The sequence below is a fragment of the Thalassotalea litorea genome (assembly GCF_005843925.1).
Classification (GTDB): domain Bacteria; phylum Pseudomonadota; class Gammaproteobacteria; order Enterobacterales; family Alteromonadaceae; genus Thalassotalea_A; species Thalassotalea_A litorea_A.
The window spans coordinates 21,891-40,535 of sequence record NZ_VCBC01000022.1 but is presented as its reverse complement, the minus strand read 5'-3'; the positions used below and the strand labels follow the sequence as shown (position 1 = coordinate 40,535).

The window sequence follows — 18,645 nt, the reverse complement described above, 5'->3', positions numbered from 1 at the left end:
GTTGTAGAGCTTATCAACCCAATCGCGATGGACGAAGGTTTACGCTTCGCAATCCGCGAAGGTGGCCGTACAGTAGGCGCAGGTGTTGTATCAAAAATTATTGAATAATTTTTGTTAGTCACCGAAAAAAGGTCGCATTAAGCGGCCTTTTTTTATTGCATGGACGCAAGTATACCCGGTGAGCAGGATGCGGTTAGGGTGAATGCGCGACTGTACGTAGCCCTTCGCGGCCAAATATGGTATTAGGGTGATGAAAAATTCGTTAAGAAAAATGTACTGATGTACATTTTTTAGAATTTTCGATAATGCTCCGAATTATCATAAAATCATCTTATGATTTTCTAGAGTCGTACAGTAGCTGCTCTTTTTTTTGCACCAACAGACTAACCACCGAGCGGCCAAATTTGATATTAGGGTGATGAGAAAATGCGTTAAGAAAAGTGTCCTAATGGACAGTTTTTAGTAATTTTCACGAGCTGCTCAGGAGTGAAGTTAGGGCGCACAGTTTATGCGCTACTGTTCGTAGCCCATCAGTTCAAGCCAAATGTTGCCGTAGTCTACAGTAGTCTTGACTACGCCATGTCGAATCTTGACGCCATGAAATAAAACAGAAAAAAAAGAGCGCTCTCGCACTCTTTTTAATAAAAAGTAAGATCTCAGATTAACGCTTGATTAAGCGTTTTCTTGCTACAAAGCCAATCATACCCAAAGCTAGCAGCGCTAAAGCACCTGGCTCAGGAACTTCTTGAGGAGGTTCTGCTGGAGTCACGGTTAAACGGACAATCATGTCGTCAAAGTCTAAGTCGTTTGTACCATCATTAAAAAACAAATAATAAATAGAATTAGTATTATTACTTACCTTTTTGGAGATAAAGAAACTGACATCATTACCTTGGTCGCCCTGGCTGTTAGAGCCATTTTGGACAGAGCCTTTACTGGACGTGCAACCTGAAACTGAAAATCCGCCGCAGTCTGCAATAAAACTAAATGGTAAAAAGTCGTCTGCTACACCTGTGAATAGGACAGAGAATGAACCCTGAATCGTGTTATCAAGTCCACCGATATCGCCACCTTCACCAGCGAAAACTGCATTATTATATGCAGCGTGATCAGAAATGAATTCGAACAGCATGGATACCGTACCATCTGCTACAAGCTGTAAATTGCTACCCCAAAATCCTGAAGGATCAGCACCTGTACCCACATTGCCACCATCGTAACTACCCGTGGCGATCTCGGAAATCTTTTTCTCATCAGATTTATCGTCAATTTTCACTAGCCCTGCATGGGCATTAAAACCTAGAAAACAAAAAGAGAGTAGAAAAGCCGTTGTTATTTTTACTTTATTCAACATTAGTTGTCCTTAGTATTATTAGATAATAACCATTTGTTTGATTGACTACTTAACTTTGTTACTGCGTGCAATGGGGTGCACAAACTATGCCACTTCGTGCAGGTCTTGTTGCGTAAGGTGTTGATTGTAATGCTTGTTCTGTAGAGTAAAGTTTTTTGACAGTTTTAAATATCAGTCGAGAAAGGAAATTAAAGGGTTAAATGAAACTGTTGAATTGAAAATTAACTATCCAATGCATCAGTCTGCGTAGCTATATTTATTTGATTGTTTGAACTCAAGGTGTTTGTTAGTGTCTAGAGTATTGGGTGCTATCCAAAATGTAATAATAGGAGTGGACTATGAATAAATCTGCGATTGCGTCACTAGCGGTGACCGGAATTTTAACCGTTGTAGCGTTGAACAGCGGATTGATAAAAGCTCATGATGGGAAACAACATCAAAAAGCGGAAGTTTTATCTATAGAAAAAACGCCACCCGCCCAAGAGATTAAGAACCCGGAGAAGAGCATGCAGCGTTGGTACGAAGGTACGTTAAATTACTATGACATAGAAGGTGGTTTTTTTGGCTTTACCAGTAAGGAAGGCGAACATCTTTTACCTATGGGGTTGGAGAAAAAATACCATCAGCCAGGGGCTAAGCTTAAACTTTATGGTTATATTGACAACAATGTAGCAACGATTCAGATGTGGGGAAAACCGTTCAAAGTAATGAAAGTTGAAGTGATTAAAAAAGGTGCTTCTACACACCCTTCGCAAATGTAATGAGCGTCTACTCCAAACGCACTTAATGCCTCTGGCTAATTTAATTAATACCTTTAGTTCTAGCCCCTGGAGTTAATTTTTTGAACGTTGTAGCTAACGATTATTTTTCAAGAGGTTGGATATTGGCGCAATTAAATTTTTGTCTGGTCAGGGTGAGAGTACCCTGACCGTTATTGATCTCAACGACGTAAACTCTGTCGTATTCCTGTTCCGAAAATTCCGTTAATTTCTGACCGGTTAAAATGCCGGCCAACACTCCTGTGGTATTACTGTGCCCGACAACCAATGCCGATTGCTTGTTACTCAATAACTGCTTTGCGATTGCCTCTAATTGCTTCGGATCATAGCTAGAGATCGGTAACTGCTTTTGTTTCGCAGTTGGCGCCGCGGTCTGTTGGGTGCGTCGATAATCGCTGCTATAAATTGCATCGAGCGATATGGCTTTAAAGTCTTTGGCATATTGCTCAGATCGCTGCATACCACAATTGGTTAATGCTGGGTCGGTCTTATCGATTTGTTTTTCCGCGTGACGAATCAAATAGAGACTGTAAGTATCATCACTTTGCGTAGCTGTATTGACCGCGTTATCGGTCGCGAAAGCAGAGTGAAGAGAAACAAAAGAAAGTATTAAGCCGATAAGCGTCACGGCTATCGGCTTTAAAGTCATAAGTTTAGGCATATTGGGCAGTAAAATTATTCCAGTGTTTGCGTTGCTCCGCAAATGCAGTTTTAAATTCTTGGTATTGTTTCATTAGTGCCTTTCTTTCCACTTCGATTAAATGGCTTTTCTCGGCTATGAGCTTTTTCTTAGCATCATAGAAGAGCGACATTTTTTCCAGCAAAATATCGTATTCCTGTTGCAGCTTGGCGATAAGCTCATCGGCATTAACTCGGTTTTCTAACTTTATTTTGGATACACTCAATTGCATTTTTGCTTTCGCCAACGCAATTTTGTCTTCTGGTGTCTTACGCAACTTTGTCGTTAAATTTAAATAGCTGCAGCCTTTGATCAACCACTTTGTAGGATCGAATTGATACCAACGGATACCGTTACGGTAATCGTTTTCAAAGATATGGTGGAAATTGTGGTAGCCCTCACCGAAGGTGAAAAAAGCGAGTAATCCGTTGTCACGCGCAGTATTTTTGTCGGTGTAGGTTTGTTTACCCCAGATATGAGCCAGGGAGTTGATAAAAAACGTTGTATGGTGACTCAATACCAGGCGCATTACTCCGATAAGAAGCACAGCAGATAATATATCACCATGAATCCACCCTAGGGCTATGGGAATACCAAAGTTCGTGGCGATCGTTAGTGGAATATAATATTTATGCTGCCAAACGACAATTTTCTCTTTTTGTAAATCGCGAGCATTGTCGTAGTTGGAGTAGGTGTCTCCTTGATAATCGCGAATCATCCAACCGATATGTGAATACCAAAAGCCACGTTTCGCGCTGTATGGATCAACGTCATTGTTATCAACATGCTTATGGTGAACACGGTGATCTGAGCACCAATGCAAAATGCTATTTTGCAGGGCGAATGCGCCGCCAATGGCATAAATAAATCGCAACGAAGAATGCGCTTTATATGTTCTGTGAGACCATAAACGATGATAACCAGCGGTAATCGACATACCACAGAAACAGAAACAGATTATCGCCGCCCAAATTTCAAATGCGTCAAAACCGTGGGTTACGGCACGATACGGAACGACAATCAGTGCGATTAGAAATGTTGTGGCGAATACCACGATATTTAGCCAAATTAATGGAGGTTTTGTCATAGGAAAGTTCTTTGGTCGATATTTCAGTGTACAAGTGTACGCTATTTTAGCTTTAACATTTATCTAGTCAAGCAAAGCTGCAAAAACTTGTGTTACTATTTGTACATTAACCCCATGGAATATTGTTTATGTCTGGGATTCGAGCACAACAAAAAGAAAAAACCCGGCGATTGCTAATAGACGCAGCGTTAAGTCAATTAAGTGCGGAACGAAGCTTTTCCAACCTGAGTTTGCGTGAAGTGACTAAAGAAGCAGGTCTTGCGGCGACATCGTTTTATCGGCATTTTAGCGATATGGACGAGCTTGGACTAACGTTAGTGGATGAAGCCGGTCTGACCTTGAGACAATTGATGCGACAGGCAAGGCAACGCATCGAAAAAGGCGGTTCCGTCATTCAAATTTCGGTGAAAACCTTTATGGAGTTTATTGCGGCAAATCCGAATGTTTTTCGATTGTTACTTCGTGAGCGGTCGGGTACATCAAAAGCATTTCGAGCAGCTGTAAATCGCGAGATACGTTTTTTCACCATGGAATTATGTGATTATCTACAGCAAGCCAATAACCTGGATGCGGATACTGGCTTTATTCAGGCCAACGCGGCGGTCATCATTGTATTTAGTGCAGGGGCAGAGGCATTGGATGCAGACTCAAGTGAAATCGAAGAATTAACTGATCGAACGATTAAACAATTAAGGTTTATTGCCCGGGGTGCCATGGATTTGCATTTGCGCAATATTGGACAAAATAGCCAAATCTAAAATCCTGACACCCAGCTGACATTAATCTCGGCGTTTAAGCACCATGCCACATTCTATATGATCCGTATATGGAAACTGATCGAATAAAGCAAAGGATGTTACTTCATGGGTTTTGCTTAATACTTCCAAGTTATTTTTTAACGTGTTTGGATTACAGGAAATGTAGAGTATCTGATCAAAGCGGCTGACGAGCTCAACAGAGTCAGGGTCAAGACCCGCTCTAGGTGGATCGACTAACACAGTTTGATAGCTATATTGGGTTAAATCCAAACCTTCCAGACGACGAAAGGTGCGTTCGCCATTCATTGCCTGGCTGAACTCTTCGCTGGACATACGAATGATTTTCAGGTTCTCAATACGATTATCGGCAATATTAATTTGAGCGGAAGCGACAGAGCTTTTTGATATTTCAGTAGCCAGAACTTTTTCAAAATTTTCTGCCAGTGCGATGCTGAAATTGCCATTGCCACAATAAAGTTCAACGAGATCACCGCCAATACCTTCTGTTGCACTACGTGCCCAACTTAGCATTTTTTCATTCACCCCACCATTTGGTTGAGTAAAGCTGTTTTCGACTTGGTGATAGCGAAACTCGAGGCCATCAACATTAAGTACTTCGGTAACAAATTCTTCGCCAATGACTTCTTTTTGTTTGCGAGCCCGACCAATGATGGAAATCGTATGCAATTGACCTAAACGTTGCTGTAGGGCTTTTGCTTCGGCTTGCCATTCATCATCTAATGGCTTGTGATACAGCAAGCTTATCAACAACTCACCGCTTAATGTGGAAAGAAAATCCACCTGGAATAGTTTGCGTCGCAAAATTTCCTTGTCACGAATATCTGCAAGCAATGCTGGCATGGCTTGGTTAATCATTTCACTTGCGGCGGGAAACTGATCGACCCGAAATTTTTGCTTGGTTGCCTGATCAAACATGATATAGAACAGATCATCACCTTCGTGCCACACGCGAAATTCTGCTCGTAACCGGTAATGTAACGGCTCAGAGGTAAATATTTGAGGCTCAGGTACGGAAAACGACGCGAAGAGCTCTTGCATTGCTGTTCGTTTACGTTGAAGTTGGGTGTCGTAGTTGTCTGGATGTATGTGGCTTAACATAACCGTACCTGCTGCAAATTGGGGGCGAATTTTAGCCAAACTTAACCAAAATTGGAACTGTGAAATGATTAAAGTGTAGTTCTGTGTGGCCGATAAGGAATTATGTCAGGGGTGAGATAAACTTTCTACGGGCGTGAATCATATTTAGATTATTTCAAACGAGTGTTTTAATATGGTTCTTAATCTGCTTTAATGAGATTCGTTCAACTGGTCTGACTTTAGGTGCACTATGACAAATTCTTCTCCTTATCCACACTTACTTGCTCCACTCGACCTTGGTTTTACAACGCTGCAAAACCGAGTATTGATGGGGTCAATGCACACGGGTCTGGAGGAAGAAACGAATGGCTTTGAAAAATTGGCCGCTTTCTATGAAGCCCGAGCAAAGGGCGGCGTCGGTCTGATCGTAACCGGTGGCATTAGCCCGAATTTCCGAGGTCGGGTAGCACCGATGGGCTCAGAGCTAAGTAAGTTTTGGCATGTGAATAAACACAAGGCCATCACTGAAGCGGTACACAAGTACCCGACTAAAATTTGTTTGCAACTGCTCCACACCGGGCGATACGCCTATCACCCATTTTCTGTTTCTGCCAGCGCAATTAAAGCGCCAATTAACCCGTTTAAACCCAAAGAACTTTCAGAACGAAAAATTCTTGCAACGATCAAAGATTTCGCAAAGTCTTCAAAGCTTGCGCAAAGTGCCGGTTATGATGGTGTTGAAATCATGGGCTCTGAAGGTTATTTAATCAATCAATTTAGCTGTAAACGCACCAATCATCGTACCGATAAATGGGGTGGAAGCATGGAAAATCGCATGCGCCTTGGTGTTGAAATTGTCAAAGCTGTGCGAGAAAAAGTAGGCAAAAATTTCATTATTATTTTCCGCTTATCATTACTCGATTTAGTGGAAGGTGGAAATACCTGGGAAGAAGTTGTGATGATGGCGAAAGCCATTGAAGCGGCAGGAGCCACGATTATTAATACTGGCATTGGGTGGCATGAAGCAAGAGTTCCAACCATTGCTACCAGTGTGCCTAGAGCGGCATTTACTTGGGTGACGAAACGATTAATGGGTGAGGTTAATGTACCTTTAGTCGCGACAAATCGCATTAATATGCCAGATGTAGCGGAGACAGTATTGGCACAAGGGCACTCGGATATGGTGTCTATGGCACGACCATTCCTGGCTGACGCGGATTTTGTCAATAAGGCTGCGGCAGGCACCCCTGAAGAAATCAATACTTGTATCGGTTGTAATCAAGCCTGTTTAGATCACGTGTTTAAGCAGAAACGGGCTACCTGCCTGGTAAATCCGCAAGCTTGCTACGAGACCGAACTCACCTTTGAAAAAGCGTTAATGCAAAAGAACATTGCAGTGATTGGCGCTGGGCCTGCAGGTCTGGCATTTAGTTGCTATGCCGCCCAACGTGGCCACAGGGTAACTTTGTTTGATTCGGCGAGTGAAATTGGCGGTCAGTTTAATTACGCCAAGCAGATTCCTGGTAAAGAAGAGTTCTATGAAACGTTACGTTATTTTAAAGGACAGTTGGAAAAGCATAACGTTGATGTTCACTTAAATAGCCATCAGGATGTCGAATCATTACAAACACGTGGTTTTGATGACATTGTTTTTGCAACGGGAATTAAACCAAGAACACCCAATATACCTGGAGTCGAAAACCCGAAAGTATTGAGTTACCTCGATGTATTAAAAGACCATAAACCGGTAGGAAAGAAAGTCGCGATTGTTGGCGCTGGGGGGATTGGTTTTGACGTCGCGACGTATTTGGTTGAACAAGAATCGCTAACCACCAATCAAGCACGTTGGCTGAAAGCTTGGGGGATTGATACCGAATATGAAAACCCAGGAGCATTATTGCCGATCGATCACGATCTAACACATGACCGTGATATTTACCTAATGCAGCGCAAAGAAACTAAAGTAGGGGCAAACCTGGGTAAAACGACGGGCTGGATCCACCGTCAAACTCTGAAGAACCATCATGTGAATATGGTGCCCGGTGTGCAATATGAACAAATTAATGATCAGGGGCTTGTCTATTCAATCCACGGTGAGCAGCATATTCTGGAAGTTGATAATATCATTTTGTGTGCGGGTCAGGATCCTAACAACAGCCTTTATCAGCAGTTAAATGACTTAGGTGAAAGCTGCCATTTGATTGGTGGCGCAGATGTTGCTGCCGAGCTCGATGCAAAAAGAGCAATTCGACAAGGCGCGGAATTAGCCGCAACAATATAATTTTTCTCATTTTTGCCGGATACTTCATTTAATTTTCAGCATATTGGTCTAGTATAAACGGAGTACTAGTTGATGAATGAATATAAAGAAGTTATCCGGTTTTCTGGCTTTTAACCGCAGGGAGCACCAGACCAGACCTCTAACTTGTTTTCTTATATTGCGCTCACCGTGTTCGATTAAGAATTCAGGAGTAAATCCATGCGGTTTTGTTCAGTTGCACCCCATATTCTGCTACTTGCGTCTTTGTGTCTGGTTGGTTGTGATAAAAAACAACAGGAAACCAAAGAAGCGCCTCCCCCAGAGGTCGGAATTATGGAAATTCAAGCCGAAAAGCTCAATGTTTCCCACCGTTATGCTGCGAAAACTGCTTCCTTATCTGCCGTAGAAATATATCCTGAAGTATCCGGTCGTATCGTCGAACGTCTTGTCGTTGAAGGACAAGAAGTAAAGCGGGGCGACCCTTTATTTAAGATTGATGATCAGCCATTCAAAGCCGAGGTAGGTAAACAAAATGGTGCGGTTGCCAGAGCACTTGCGGCTGTGGAGTTGGCAAAAACTCGCTACGACATGTCGGTTGCGCTTGCGGAAGAAGAAGTACTCAGCAAACTCGATACGAAACGAGTCAAGGTTGAATATGATGAAGCCAAAGCGGCACTGGCTACTGCCAATGCTGCGCTGCAGGCGGCACAAGTGCAATTGCTAAAAACCGAAGTTGTTTCACCAATCGATGGTATTGCCGGGATCACAAAAGTGAAACGGGGTGATATGGTCGACCCTGATCTTGGCTGGATGATAGAAATCATCGCCAATGATTCTATTGAAGTATATAGCCAGGTTGGTGCCCAAAAGCATTTTGATATTGTTTCCAAACTTAAAGGCACGAAAGCGGCACAAATATCCACGATTGAATTGGAATTACCCAATGGTGATATATACGAACATCATGGCAAGCTTGATTACATCGGCCATAAGGTCTCTGAGCGCAGTAATACAGTGACTTACCGAGTTGTGTTCCCGAATCCCGATGGGGCTTTACTCGGTGGCCAAAATGTGACTTTGATCGCGACCGATAGGAAGTCTACAAAAAGCATTATGGTGCCACAAAAGGCGGTTCAGGAAGATCAGATTGGCCGCTATGTGATGGCTTTAGACAAAGATGATATTGCCGGCAAACGGCATTTAACGTTTGGACCTCGAGTGGGGACAAACTGGGTTGTGGAAGAAGGACTCGAGCCCGGCGATCGGATCATTATTTCCGGTATACTAAGGGCCAAAGAAGGTCAGCCTGTAACTCCCGTAGTTGAATAGGAAGCGACCATGATTGAGTTTTTTATAAATCGCCCTAAGTTTGCGATCGTTGTCTCCATTATTATGACGCTGGCAGGCATACTGACATTTTTGAATATGCCTGTGTCGTTATACCCTAGCGTGGCTCCTCCACAAGTTCAGATTACGGCGTTTTATCCTGGCGCGGATCACAACACTATCCGCGATACGGTGGCGTCTGTGCTCGAGCAAGAGGTGAACGGGGTCGAGCATATGCTGTACATCGATTCGAAGTCGTCCAATGATGGCTCGTATCTGTGCAGGATTTCATTCGAAATCGGCACGGATCCAGATTTAGCTCAGACGTTAGTGCAGAACCGAGTCAATAAGGCGATGAGTAAGTTGCCGATGGAGGTAAAACAGCTCGGCGTAACTGTCGCGAAAGTTTCTCCGTCAATGCTGTTGTCAATCAACCTATTCTCTCCGAAAGGCACCTATGACGGGTTATTTCTGTCCAATTATATGTCGTTAAATTTACGTGATTCGCTGGCCCGGGTAAACGGTATTGGTGAACTGAAAATCATCGGGGAAAAAAATTATTCAGTGAGGGTTTGGGTCGATAATGAAGTTATGGCGGGCATGGGGATTAACGAGCAGGACATAACAGCCGCTATTGCCAGTCAAAACACCACGATATCGGCGGGTAAAATTGGTGAAAATCCGGCTCCTCAAGGCCAAGTTTTTCAGTACACTATTAAAACTCGAGGACGATTGAAATCCATCGAGGACTTTAAAAATATTGTCGTGCGGGCAGAGTCCGATGGTAGCATGGTGCGTATTAAAGATTTTGCTCGAGTCGAGCTCGGAGCCGAAAAGTATAACTCAATGTCAAAACTTGGGGATATGGAAAGCCCGTTAATGATTGCATACCTTGCACCTGGGGCGAATTCACTGCAAGTGGCCAATGACTTACACGCGCAAATGGAGATTATCAGCGAGGGTTTTCCCGACGATATAGAGTATGAGATAGCATATGATTCGACACTCTTTATTAAAACTTCAATGGCCGAAGTTTACGACACCCTCTTTGAAGCGGTTGGCTTGGTTGTAATCATTTCCTACCTATTTTTGCAAAATATTCGTGCAACTTTAATTCCTGCAATCGCGATACCGGTATCTCTGGTGGCAACCTTTGTGGTGATGCAAATGTTTGGCATGGATGTGAACACCATTACCATGTTTGGCCTGATTCTTGCGATTGGTGTGGTAGTCGATGCCGCGATCGTTGTCATTGAAAACGTCGAACGAATTATGCACGAAGAGCATTTACCGCCCAAAGAGGCGACATCGAAAGCAATGAAGGAAGTGACGGCTCCGCTCATTGCCTCAGCACTTGTGTTAATGGCGGTTTTCGTGCCGGTATCTCTTGCTCCCGGAATGGTTGGTATTTTGTACCAACAGTTTGGCGTCACAATCGTCGCCTCAACCATTATCTCCACAATCGTTGCTCTTTCCTTAACCCCCGCGTTGTGTTCCATCATGCTAAAGCCTTCGGCATTACCAACCAAAGGGCCATTAGGTTGGTTTAATGCATTCATTAACAAAATGATGAATGGTTATGGTGCAACGGTGGGACTCCTGTCTCGGCATCTGATTATTACCTTAATTCTATTTGTATCCCTAATTGCTTACATCGCTTATCTCGCGAGCAATTTACCCGGAGGATTTATCCCGGAGGAGGATAAAGGAAACTTCCTTGTTGATATCTCCTTGCCGGAAGCATCGACATTGGATAGAACCGTTACCGAAATTGATAAGTTAACCAATCAAATTAACGAGATACCCGGAGTGAAAAGTATCGTCACCGCTAATGGTTTTAGCATGATCAAAGGCGCTTTGGCGACGAACGCTGGTATGCTGATAATCACTCTGGAAGATTGGGAAGAACGTCAAACGGAGGAACTTTCCCAAGCCAGTATCATGGCTCAGACAACACAAATTATGCAAAGCAATCGAGAGATTAAAAGTCTGGTTATGTCGACGCCCGCGATACCAGGGTTGGGAGCGACTTCTGGGGTTACTATGATCTTAGAAGATCGCCTTGGTCGATCGACTGAATCCTTAGGGCCGGTTTATATGCAGGTGGCCGGGCAGTTGATGCAGCGACCTGAAATTGCAGTTGCATTTTCAACCTATACGGCCAATGTCCCGCAATTGAGCTTGGATATTGACTATGAAAAGGCGATGTTGCTAGGGCTGGATCCTGCATCGATAAATACTGCGATTGGTAGCTTGTTCGGTAAACGATATGTCAACGATTTCACCCGATTTGGCAAAAACTACCAAGTGAATATCATGTCCGAAGCGCGCTATCGTAACGACGAAGAAGACTTAAATAGCCTTTATGTCCGAGCGGCTGATGGCGAAATGGTGAGGTTTTCCAGTTTTGCAAAATTTGATCCAACGATAGGTGCGGATGTATCGGCGCGATTCAATCTTTACAATTCAACCCAAATTATTGTGATGCCCGCACCTGGTTTTAGTTCTGGTGAAGCGATTGCTGCAATTAATGAAGTCGCAGAGTCATTACCGGATGGTTATGCTCACGAGTGGACTGGGCAAACGTATCAGGAGGTCACAACGTCCGGCGGAATGGTTGCTCTATTTTTATTGGCGGTATTGTTTACCTTTTTATTCTTGGTTGCTCAATACGAAAGTTGGTTAACGCCGTTTGCGATCATGCTATGTGTTCCTATTGGGTTACTGGGCTCGTTACTATTTGTCACCTTAATGGGGGGCACCTTAAACCTTTATGTGCAAATAGGCTTGGTATTGATGATCGGTATGGCGTGTCGTAACGCAATTTTAATTGTCGAATTTGCGAAAGTGTTGCGAGAAGATAAAGGAATGACCATTATCGGTGCTGCGGTAGAAGCTGCGAAATTGAGAATGCGGGCGGTATTAATGACCGCCTTATCATTTATTCTTGGAGTCACACCATTGGTGCTTGCCTCGGGTGCCGGTGCCGCGAGTCGAAACACTATGGGACATTCAGTTTGGGGTGGAATGGTTTCGGCGACCTTCCTTGGGTGTATTTTCGTTCCCGTATTTTTTGTGATGTTTCAATTTATTCGAGAAAAATTCGGATCGAAAAGCGAAGTGGCGGACGTCGCGGATAAAGCGAGACTCGCAGAACAAGACAATGATTAAAATTATTCGACAGCGCGCGGAAAATGTCGAATTCAAAATGGCCAGTGGCCACTGCAGCAAAGCTGTAGTGGCCGCTCTATTAATACCTATTGGATGCGCTTAACAACTCAGTAAGGGCGCAAGAAAGTGTCCAGTATGTGAACCTTTATGTTTGGCTACCGTTTCGGGTGTACCGCTTACGAGTATTTCGCCACCGCCAGAACCCCCCTCTGGCCCCAAGTCTATCAACCAGTCAGCGGTTTTAATCACATCCAAGTTATGTTCGATGATCACAACGGTATTGCCGTGATCCCGGAGTCTGTGCAATACCTGCAATAGTTGGCGAATATCATGAAAATGTAAACCCGTGGTTGGTTCGTCGAGTATGTACAGCGTTTTTCCGGTATCGCGCTTGGATAACTCTTTAGATAATTTAACCCGCTGAGCTTCACCACCAGATAGAGTAGTCGCCGACTGACCTAGCTTAATATAAGAAAGGCCAACATCCATCAATGTTTGAAGTTTGCGCTTTACGGCTGGAATTGGTGCAAAAAACTCAAACGCATCTTCGATAGTCATATCGAGAACTTCATGAATATTATTGCCCTTATAGCGAATTTCCAGAGTTTCGCGATTATAGCGCTTACCTTTACAGACATCGCAAGGCACATAAACATCCGGGAGGAAATGCATCTCTACTTTGATTACACCATCACCCTGACACGCTTCACAACGTCCACCTTTAACGTTAAAACTAAATCGACCAGGTTTATATCCGCGGGAACGAGATTCTTGAGTCGCCGCAAAAATATCGCGAATGGCAGTGAAAATACCAGTATAAGTTGCTGGGTTCGAACGAGGCGTTCGACCGATTGGGCTTTGGTCAATATCGATAACCTTGTCTAAATGCTCCAAACCCGTAATGCTTTTGTAAGGCGAGGGTTCATCGAGTGTGGCTCGATTTAGCTCAATATGGGCAATTTTATATAAAGTATCATTAATGAGTGTTGATTTTCCTGAACCGGAAACACCAGTGACACAAGTCATTAAACCGATGGGGATTTCCAAACTGACATTCTTAAGATTATTACCGGTCGCGCCGGTTAAATGAACCATTTCATTTTTATTCAGCGTGTGACGCTTTTCCGGAACTTCAATTTTTTCTTTGCCACTGAGGTATTTTCCGGTGAGTGAGTCTTCACTATCGATAATGTCCTGATAATTACCTTGGGCAATCACTTGTCCACCATGTACACCAGCGCCAGGTCCGATATCAATAATGTGGTCCGCTTCTCGTATCGCATCTTCATCATGCTCCACCACGATTACGGTATTACCAAGGTCGCGAAGATGTATCAGTGTTTTTAACAAGCGTTCGTTATCTCTTTGATGTAAACCTATCGAAGGTTCATCTAAGACATACATGACGCCGACTAAGCCGGCACCAATTTGCGATGCCAGACGAATTCGCTGTGCTTCACCGCCGGATAGTGTCTCTGCGCTGCGTGACAGAGTCAGATAATTAAGGCCAACATTGACTAAAAATCCGAGTCGATCATTTATCTCTTTGAGAATCTTCTCTGCGATCTGGCCTTTTTGGCCTTCCATATTTAGTTCATTGAAGAATTTTTCAGCCTGAGCAATAGAATAATCGGTAACATTGTGCAGAGGCGTATCCGCAACAAAGACATTACGAGCTTCTAATCTTAGCCTTGAGCCGCTACAAGATGGGCACGCCTGAGAATTAAGGTATTTACTTAATTCTTCTCGTACTGCATTGGATTCCGTTTCTCGGTAACGACGGTCCATATTGACCAGAATGCCTTCGAATGGATGTTTGCGAACCACAATATCACCACGGTCATTCATATAGCGAAATTCAATTTCTTGTTTGCCGGAACCATTAAGGATGATCTGCTGAATATCTTCACTGAGTTCTTTAAACGGTTTATCTAAAGCAAATTTATAATGATCAGATAAAGAACTGAGCATTTGGAAGTAATAGAAGTTGCGCTTATCCCAACCACGTATCGCTCCACCGGCAAGACTGAGATCTTCATTGGTAATTACCCGATGTGGGTCAAAAAACTGCTTAATGCCAAGGCCATCACAACTTTGACAGGCACCCGCAGGATTATTGAATGAAAATAAACGAGGTTCGGGTTTTGCCATGCTGTAGCCACATTGTGGACAGGCAAAATTCGCTGAAAACAGCAATGGCTCTTTATCTGGCTCATCCATAAAACCGACGGTTGCAATACCATCGGAAAGTGCAAGCGCGGTTTCAAAGGATTCTGACAAACGTAATTGGATATCGTCTCGTACTTTCAATCGATCGACGACGACTTCTATCGTGTGCTTCTTATGCAGATCTAATTCCGGTGGATCGCTTAAATCGCAGACCTCACCATCAATACGGGCACGGATATAGCCCTGTCCTGCAAGATTCTCTAACAGTTTAATGTGTTCGCCTTTGCGGTCTTGTACCACAGGCGCAAGTAACATAACTTTCGAGCCTTCGGGTAACGCCAATACTTTATCGACCATCTGACTGACGGTTTGAGCCGTCAATGGTTGATGATGATCAGGGCATCTTGGCTCGCCCACCCGAGCATAAAGTAAGCGCAGATAATCGTATATTTCTGTAATTGTGCCAACGGTGGAACGTGGATTATGAGACGTGGATTTTTGTTCAATAGAAATCGCTGGAGAAAGGCCTTCGATATGATCGACATCCGGCTTTTCCATCAGTGATAAGAATTGTCTGGCATACGCCGATAAAGACTCAACATAGCGGCGCTGGCCTTCAGCGTATAGTGTGTCGAACGCCAAAGAGGATTTCCCCGAACCCGACAAACCGGTTATCACAATAAGCTTATCGCGAGGAATAGTAATATCTATATTCTTCAAGTTATGAGTGCGGGCGCCCCGTACTTCGATTTCCAGCATAACCACTTCCACTAAGATATCCCCCGACGGACGCCGAGGGTGAATGAACAATCCTTCATTATGACACAATAAATCAACATTTAGCATCTTTGACCGGAACAGTTACGAAGTTTTTCTGCGAAATTAAGTACTTGCTTTCAACAGTATCCAGTTTCGTTTTCTCGCCCCTATACGCTGGTTTATTGCGAGAAATCAGAGCGTCTTTAATCATGACGTTTTTTTAACCACTGGTATTGCGTTTAGGCTTTGCTTCTGTATAATACGCCCACTTGTCTGAGTGATTGGGCAAGTTTTGTGTTAGCTCGGTTGGTTTTTCCACCGACTTGTTCTTTGGATAAGCTAAGCGATTGCTAGCTACAGCAACCCCGATTTGGGGTTGAATGATTATATAAGCGGTACACTCCCCTTCTCAATAAGAAGGTGATGAGTTGTACTTTGTTCGTTCTTTTTAATTGGGGATTTGATTACATGTCAAATCAAAGAATTCGCATTCGTTTGAAAGCGTTCGATCATCGTCTGATTGATCAATCTACCGCAGAAATCGTTGATACTGCTAAGCGCACTGGTGCTCAGGTTCGTGGTCCTATTCCACTTCCTACTCGCAAAGAGCGTTTCACTATCTTGATTTCTCCACACGTAAACAAAGACGCTCGTGACCAGTACGAAATTCGTACTCACAAGCGTATGATTGATATCGTTGAACCAACCGAGAAAACTGTAGACGCTCTTATGCGTTTAGACTTGGCTGCTGGTGTCGACGTACAGATCAGCTTGGGTTAATAGAGGAGTTTTGACTATGACTATTGGTTTAGTCGGACGTAAAGTGGGAATGACTCGTATCTTCACTGAAGATGGCGTATCAATTCCAGTTACAGTCGTAGAAGTTGAAGCGAACCGCGTTGCTCAAGTAAAAACTCTTGAAAACGATGGTTATCGCGCATTACAGGTAACTACTGGTAGCAAGAAAGCTAACCGTGTTACCAAGCCGTTAGCAGGTCACTTTGCTAAAGCCGGTGTCGAAGCAGGCCGTGGTCTGTGGGAATTCCGTTTAGCAGACGGTGAAGGTGAAGGTGTTGAAACAGGCAGTGAATTAACTGTTGATGTTTTGAATGAAACCAAACTAGTAGATGTTACTGGTACCTCGAAAGGTAAAGGTTTCCAAGGTGGTATTAAGCGTTGGAATTTCTCCATGCAAGATGCTACTCACGGTAACTCTATCTCTCACCGTTCAAACGGTTCAATCGGTCAGTGTCAAACACCAGGCCGTGTATTTAAAGGCAAAAAAATGTCTGGTCACATGGGTGCTGAGAAAGTTACTACTCAGAACCTTGAATTAGTTCGCGTTGACGCTGAGCGCAATCTGCTTCTTATTAAAGGTGCAGTGCCTGGCGCTACTAACAGCAACGTGATCGTTAAACCAGCTGTTAAAGCCTAACGTCTGAGGAGATTTGTGATGGAATTAGCATTAAAAGACGCATCTGGCGCTCTTGAAGTTTCCGAAGCAACCTTTGGACGTGAGTTTAATGAAGCTCTAGTACATCAGGTAGTTGTTGCATATGCAGCAGGTGCTCGTCAAGGTACTCGTGCTCAAAAGACTCGTTCAGAAGTTAGCGGCGGTGGCAAGAAGCCATGGCGTCAAAAAGGTACTGGCCGTGCACGTGCTGGTACTACTCGTGGTCCAATCTGGCGTACTGGTGGCGTAACATTCGCTGCTAAGCCACAAGACCACAGCCAAAAAGTAAACCGTAAAATGTATCGTGGTGCGATCAAAAGCATCCTTTCTGAACTAGTACGTCAAGAGCGTCTAGTTGTAGTAAACAACTTTGCGGTAGAAACACCAAAAACTAAAGAATTGGTAGCTAAGCTAAAAGATCTGGAGTTAAAAGACGTATTAATCGTAACTTCAGAAGTTGATGAGAACTTGTTCTTATCTGCTCGCAACTTGTACAAAGTTGATGTTCGTGACGTAGCTGGTATCGATCCTGTTAGCCTGGTTGGTTTCGAAAAAGTATTGGTAACTGCGGAAGCAGTTAAGCAAATTGAGGAGATGTTAGCATGATCAACGAAGAACGTTTGTTGAAGGTGTTAATGGCACCAAACATTTCTGAAAAAGCAACCATGTCTGCTGAAGCGAACAACACTGTTGTTTTCAAAGTAGCGACGGATGCCAATAAAGCTGAAATCAAAGCGGCTGTTGAAAAACTTTTCGAAGTTGAAGTGACAGGTGTTCGCACTCTAAATGTTAAGGGTAAGGCTAAACGTACTGGTGTACGTATGGGTCGTCGTAGCGATTGGAAAAAAGCTTACGTAACTCTTAAAGAAGGTAGCGACATCGACTTCGTCGGCGGCGCAGAGTAATAGGAGAGGTTACTAAAATGGCTATTGTTAAATGTAAGCCTACTTCTCCGGGTCGTCGCCACGTCGTTAAAGTGGTAAACCCGGATCTGTACAAAGGCAAGCCTTACGCTCCATTGTTAGAGAAAAACTCTAAGTCTGGTGGTCGTAATAATACTGGTCGTATTACAGTTCGTCACGTTGGTGGTGGTCACAAGCATCACTATCGTCTAATCGACTTTAAACGTAATAAAGACGGTATCCCTGCGAAAGTAGAGCGTTTGGAATATGATCCAAACCGTAGTGCAAACATTGCACTTGTACTTTATGCAGATGGTGAGCGTAAATACATCTTGGCTCCAAAAGGCCTAAAGGCTGGTGATTCTATTCAGTCTGGTGTTGATGCACCGATTGCTGCTGGTAACACATTGCCACTTCGCAATGTACCACTAGGTAGTGTAATTCATGCGATCGAGCTTAAGCCTGGTAAAGGTGCTCAAATCGCACGTGCTGCTGGTACCTATGCACAATTAGTTGCTAAAGACGGCGCTTATGTAACTCTACGTCTTCGCTCTGGCGAAATGCGTAAAGTTGAAGCGGACTGTCGTGCGACTCTTGGTGAAATTGGTAACGCTGAACACATGCTTCGCTCTTTAGGTAAAGCAGGTGCTTCACGCTGGCGCGGTGTTCGCCCAACTGTTCGTGGTGTTGCCATGAACCCGGTTGATCACCCGCACGGTGGTGGTGAAGGTAAAACTTCAGGTGGCCGTCACCCAGTATCGCCATGGGGTGTACCTACTAAAGGTTACAAAACCCGTAAAAACAAGCGCACTGACAAGTTTATTGTCCGTCGTCGTACTAAGTAAATTTA

The 18,645-nt window shown here is 43.8% G+C and carries 16 protein-coding genes; 11 read left to right on the top strand and 5 right to left on the bottom strand.

All coding sequences use genetic code 11. The features are described from left to right. A partial coding sequence (locus FE810_RS16395) for an EF-Tu C-terminal domain-related protein (RefSeq protein WP_212744527.1) occupies positions 1-108 on the top strand: 108 nt, incomplete at its 5' end. Between the two features lie 553 nt (positions 109-661). Here the strand turns inward: FE810_RS16395 and FE810_RS16390 are convergent. Next, a complete protein-coding gene (locus FE810_RS16390; RefSeq protein WP_138321651.1) occupies positions 662-1,354 on the bottom strand; it encodes a PEP-CTERM sorting domain-containing protein in 693 nt (230 codons plus the stop codon). 338 nt (positions 1,355-1,692) lie between these two features. Between FE810_RS16390 and FE810_RS16385 the strand changes: the two genes are divergently transcribed. Further along, positions 1,693-2,115 carry a hypothetical protein gene (locus tag FE810_RS16385; RefSeq protein WP_138321649.1) on the top strand — a complete coding sequence of 141 codons (423 nt, stop codon included), beginning with the start codon at positions 1,693-1,695 and terminating at the stop codon, positions 2,113-2,115. A gap of 100 nt (positions 2,116-2,215) precedes the next feature. Here FE810_RS16385 and FE810_RS16380 read toward each other — a convergent pair whose 3' ends face one another. Next, a complete protein-coding gene (locus FE810_RS16380) occupies positions 2,216-2,782 on the bottom strand; it encodes a SixA phosphatase family protein (RefSeq protein WP_171022403.1) in 567 nt (188 codons plus the stop codon). 4 nt (positions 2,783-2,786) lie between these two features. After that, positions 2,787-3,899, bottom strand: a complete 1,113-nt coding sequence (locus FE810_RS16375; protein ID WP_138321645.1) for an acyl-CoA desaturase — start codon at positions 3,897-3,899, stop codon at positions 2,787-2,789. Between the two features lie 128 nt (positions 3,900-4,027). Between FE810_RS16375 and fabR the strand changes: the two genes are divergently transcribed. Beyond that, positions 4,028-4,657 (top strand): HTH-type transcriptional repressor FabR, encoded by a 630-nt coding sequence (fabR, locus tag FE810_RS16370; RefSeq protein ID WP_138321644.1) that lies wholly within the window; start codon positions 4,028-4,030, stop codon positions 4,655-4,657. 21 nt (positions 4,658-4,678) lie between these two features. On the opposite strand, the gene trmA is transcribed toward fabR, so the two are convergent. Then, the gene (gene trmA / locus FE810_RS16365) at positions 4,679-5,776 is read right to left on the bottom strand and encodes a tRNA (uridine(54)-C5)-methyltransferase TrmA (RefSeq protein WP_138321633.1); all 1,098 of its coding nucleotides are present in this window, start codon (positions 5,774-5,776) and stop codon (positions 4,679-4,681) included. A 229-nt stretch (positions 5,777-6,005) separates the two neighbouring features. Here trmA and FE810_RS16360 point away from each other — a divergent pair, with 229 nt between their 5' ends. From FE810_RS16360 to FE810_RS16350, 3 genes are all read left to right on the top strand, one after another. Then, positions 6,006-8,036: an oxidoreductase gene (locus tag FE810_RS16360; protein ID WP_138321631.1), complete on the top strand. Its 2,031-nt coding sequence runs from the start codon at positions 6,006-6,008 to the stop codon at positions 8,034-8,036. A 198-nt stretch (positions 8,037-8,234) separates the two neighbouring features. Beyond that, on the top strand, positions 8,235-9,344 hold the full coding sequence (locus FE810_RS16355) for an efflux RND transporter periplasmic adaptor subunit (RefSeq protein ID WP_138321629.1): 1,110 nt from the start codon (positions 8,235-8,237) through the stop codon (positions 9,342-9,344). Positions 9,345-9,353: 9 nt separating this feature from the next. Further along, positions 9,354-12,512: an efflux RND transporter permease subunit gene (locus FE810_RS16350; protein WP_138321627.1), complete on the top strand. Its 3,159-nt coding sequence runs from the start codon at positions 9,354-9,356 to the stop codon at positions 12,510-12,512. Between the two features lie 99 nt (positions 12,513-12,611). On the opposite strand, the gene uvrA is transcribed toward FE810_RS16350, so the two are convergent. Continuing rightward, positions 12,612-15,440 carry an excinuclease ABC subunit UvrA gene (gene uvrA, locus FE810_RS16345; RefSeq protein WP_138321655.1) on the bottom strand — a complete coding sequence of 943 codons (2,829 nt, stop codon included), beginning with the start codon at positions 15,438-15,440 and terminating at the stop codon, positions 12,612-12,614. A gap of 468 nt (positions 15,441-15,908) precedes the next feature. Between uvrA and rpsJ the strand changes: the two genes are divergently transcribed. Genes rpsJ through rplB form a run of 5 tightly spaced genes read left to right on the top strand, consistent with a single transcriptional unit; the run spans position 15,909 to position 18,640 of the window. After that, positions 15,909-16,220 carry a 30S ribosomal protein S10 gene (gene rpsJ, locus FE810_RS16340; RefSeq protein WP_118958508.1) on the top strand — a complete coding sequence of 104 codons (312 nt, stop codon included), beginning with the start codon at positions 15,909-15,911 and terminating at the stop codon, positions 16,218-16,220. A 16-nt stretch (positions 16,221-16,236) separates the two neighbouring features. Further along, entirely contained in the window at positions 16,237-16,875 is a 639-nt protein-coding gene (rplC, locus tag FE810_RS16335) for a 50S ribosomal protein L3 (protein WP_138321625.1), read from the top strand. 18 nt (positions 16,876-16,893) lie between these two features. Continuing rightward, a complete protein-coding gene (gene rplD, locus FE810_RS16330) occupies positions 16,894-17,499 on the top strand; it encodes a 50S ribosomal protein L4 (RefSeq protein ID WP_138321623.1) in 606 nt (201 codons plus the stop codon). Further along, a complete protein-coding gene (gene rplW / locus FE810_RS16325) occupies positions 17,496-17,798 on the top strand; it encodes a 50S ribosomal protein L23 (protein WP_138321621.1) in 303 nt (100 codons plus the stop codon). The genes rplD and rplW overlap by 4 nt, the downstream gene beginning before the upstream one ends. A gap of 17 nt (positions 17,799-17,815) precedes the next feature. Continuing rightward, positions 17,816-18,640, top strand: coding sequence for a 50S ribosomal protein L2 (gene rplB / locus FE810_RS16320; protein WP_138321619.1), 825 nt, complete (start codon positions 17,816-17,818; stop codon positions 18,638-18,640). Positions 18,641-18,645 lie beyond the last annotated feature (5 nt).

Excerpts from the sequence above, each read along its gene's own strand:
- FE810_RS16390 (WP_138321651.1), bottom strand. The coding sequence starts at position 1,354 with ATGTTGAATAAAGTAAAAATAACAACGGCTTTTCTACTCTCTTTTTGT.
- FE810_RS16385 (WP_138321649.1), top strand. The coding sequence starts at position 1,693 with ATGAATAAATCTGCGATTGCGTCACTAGCGGTGACCGGAATTTTAACC.
- FE810_RS16380 (WP_171022403.1), bottom strand. The coding sequence starts at position 2,782 with ATGACTTTAAAGCCGATAGCCGTGACGCTTATCGGCTTAATACTTTCT.
- FE810_RS16375 (WP_138321645.1), bottom strand. The coding sequence starts at position 3,899 with ATGACAAAACCTCCATTAATTTGGCTAAATATCGTGGTATTCGCCACA.
- fabR (WP_138321644.1), top strand. The coding sequence starts at position 4,028 with ATGTCTGGGATTCGAGCACAACAAAAAGAAAAAACCCGGCGATTGCTA.
- trmA (WP_138321633.1), bottom strand. The coding sequence starts at position 5,776 with ATGTTAAGCCACATACATCCAGACAACTACGACACCCAACTTCAACGT.
- FE810_RS16360 (WP_138321631.1), top strand. The coding sequence starts at position 6,006 with ATGACAAATTCTTCTCCTTATCCACACTTACTTGCTCCACTCGACCTT.
- FE810_RS16355 (WP_138321629.1), top strand. The coding sequence starts at position 8,235 with ATGCGGTTTTGTTCAGTTGCACCCCATATTCTGCTACTTGCGTCTTTG.
- FE810_RS16350 (WP_138321627.1), top strand. The coding sequence starts at position 9,354 with ATGATTGAGTTTTTTATAAATCGCCCTAAGTTTGCGATCGTTGTCTCC.
- uvrA (WP_138321655.1), bottom strand. The coding sequence starts at position 15,440 with ATGCTGGAAATCGAAGTACGGGGCGCCCGCACTCATAACTTGAAGAAT.
- rpsJ (WP_118958508.1), top strand. The coding sequence starts at position 15,909 with ATGTCAAATCAAAGAATTCGCATTCGTTTGAAAGCGTTCGATCATCGT.
- rplC (WP_138321625.1), top strand. The coding sequence starts at position 16,237 with ATGACTATTGGTTTAGTCGGACGTAAAGTGGGAATGACTCGTATCTTC.
- rplD (WP_138321623.1), top strand. The coding sequence starts at position 16,894 with ATGGAATTAGCATTAAAAGACGCATCTGGCGCTCTTGAAGTTTCCGAA.
- rplW (WP_138321621.1), top strand. The coding sequence starts at position 17,496 with ATGATCAACGAAGAACGTTTGTTGAAGGTGTTAATGGCACCAAACATT.
- rplB (WP_138321619.1), top strand. The coding sequence starts at position 17,816 with ATGGCTATTGTTAAATGTAAGCCTACTTCTCCGGGTCGTCGCCACGTC.